This window comes from Micromonospora thermarum (assembly GCF_012034245.1).
In the GTDB taxonomy this organism is placed as follows: Bacteria; Actinomycetota; Actinomycetes; order Mycobacteriales; family Micromonosporaceae; genus Micromonospora; species Micromonospora thermarum.
The window spans coordinates 1-2,159 of record NZ_JAATEO010000076.1 but is presented as its reverse complement, the minus strand read 5'-3'; the positions used below and the strand labels follow the sequence as shown (position 1 = coordinate 2,159).

1 protein-coding gene is annotated in these 2,159 nt (G+C 65.8%); it reads left to right on the top strand.

What is annotated here, in order from left to right; translation table 11 throughout:
• Positions 1-574: 574 nt before the first annotated feature.
• Positions 575-2,159 (top strand): hypothetical protein (locus HCJ94_RS29210; protein ID WP_168004219.1); only part of this gene is annotated, 1,585 nt, incomplete at its 3' end.

The following is a 2,159-nucleotide window of genomic DNA, read 5'->3' as shown; positions in this document are numbered from 1 at the left end:
CATCATCAGCCGCCTGCCGGAGTCACACCGCCAGTACGGCGTGCAACTCATTCTCGCGGGATGAGTGTCCTCGCGCCTCGGTCGGCTCGCGACCCGGTTGTGAGCTCACGCCGCGGGCGGTGTGGTCACCTGAAGTGTCGGCATGGATTCACGCAGAAGTACAACAGCAACGCCTGTACCTGCCCACGTCTACAGCGGCAACCTCCTGTTGGAGGGCGGTCAAAGCCGCCGGAGCGCAGACCGCGTAGCATTCGCGATCGGTGGTGTAGCCGGGTTGTGGGCCCGGTGGGATTGGGTCGTGCGGTGGCGCCGAAAGGTGGCTGGTTGCGGAGCCAGAGCAGGCCGGCGAGGTTAGCCGGCATCGCCCACCGGAGTGGACGCGGCCGGAGATCACTCGGCGCCCAGCGGCAAGGCGGCGGACTGTCCTGAGCGGCGCGCCTGAAAGCTCACATCCGGACCTACCACTGACAATGTCCTGGTCGACCGGATGAGTCCGCCGGACCAGCGGAGGTTGGATCTACACCAGGCTGGTGGCTCATCAAGCGGCCAACGGAGAGGGGTTTCGATGTCTGGCATGGTCGAGCAGACCAGGGCGGAGATCCGCTTTGCGCTGAACCAGTTGGCGGCCCGGAATGGGCAGCACGAGTTCGAGACTCTTTCGCGGATGCTGGCCCGAGCTACCGTGACCCGCAGCCTGCTCCCGGCCACCGGACCCGTCGCGGCGGGCGGTGATCAGGGGCGCGACTTCGAGACGTACCACACCGAGATGGCCGGGCAGACGCAGCGGCTTGGGCGCGAGCTTGGGATGCGCGATGGCGACGGAGTCAGCTTCACCTGCACGCTGCAGCAGGACAACATCGGATCCAAGATTCGCGGGGACGTGGAAAGTGCCCTGGCGGACGGCACGGCGGTCAGGTTCATTCTCGCGTACTGCGAGGTCAACATCCCGGTCGCCCGCCGGCACGACCTGCAGCGCCAGGTGCTCGATAAGCACGGCGTCCACCTGGAGATCTTCGATGGGAACGGGATCGCAGAACTGCTGGCACACCATGCCACGTTCTGGATCGCTGAGCAATATCTACACCTGCCGGCCCGTGCGCTTCCTCCGCCGCCAGACCGGCCGGGCTGGTACGAGGCGGATCTGGCCCGCTGGCGCACGACCACCGAACCGGTCCTCAGTTGGGGACACTATGTCGATCTCACGGGCTGTCTGCGGTATGCCTATCTGACGCGGGAAGGCCGCGAGGACATCCCGTTCTGGTTGGAGAGGCTCGCGCCTCTGTTAGACGAGCATGCCCCCGGGCTGCTACGGCATGCCGCGCGGCACCAAACCATCATCGCCCATCACCTCGGCTTGGGATCGATGCGCCCAGTCGATCATCTGACCGCCGCCGAGATCGACAGCGCGGCGACCTCAACCGATCCGAACCTCATCGCGGACGCAGTGGTGATACTCCTGCTTACGTGCGCTGCCCGCGCGCGAGGCGAGACGAGCCATACTGCCGGCCGGATCATGGAGTGGAACCGAACGCTGACAGCCCGTATTGACGAACTCCTCGCCGGCCACCCGTACCCGGGTGAGACTTGCTCGCTTCTTGAGTCGCTGGCCGCCCTGAAGATGCAGCCCGACCTGGACCAGGTCGGGACCGATGGCCACCAGTACCAGAGCGAGGACGCCACGACCGATTTCACCCTCAACGAACGGTTGCAAGCCATCGCAGAGAATGGCCTGGCACCTTTCGACGTACCCAGTGTCGACCGGTCCGGCGCAATGGATGCATTCGCCCGGCTCGCCGAGACCCTGCCGGACGCCCCGCTCTACCCCGCCGAGCACGCCAGTAGGTTTCTCACCGTCCATACGCCGTTACTGGTTGACGAGCCGCAGTTCGATGCCCTCGTGGACGTCTTCGACCGCCAGTTGGCGGTGTCGATGGGCGGCGACGCCGCAGCGGACAAGGCACTCGATCGAGCCAATGCTCTTTTTAAGGCCGACCGATGGCTGGACGGACTCCGTCACCTACACCGAGCCCGACTCAGCCTGTTTCATGGCGAGGCCGGGGCCCGACTCGTCGAGGCAACTTTGGCGACCGCTGAGGCGTACCAGCGGCTGCGCCTCTACGCAGCGGCCAAGTACTACGGCCTGGTCGCCGCAGCACTAA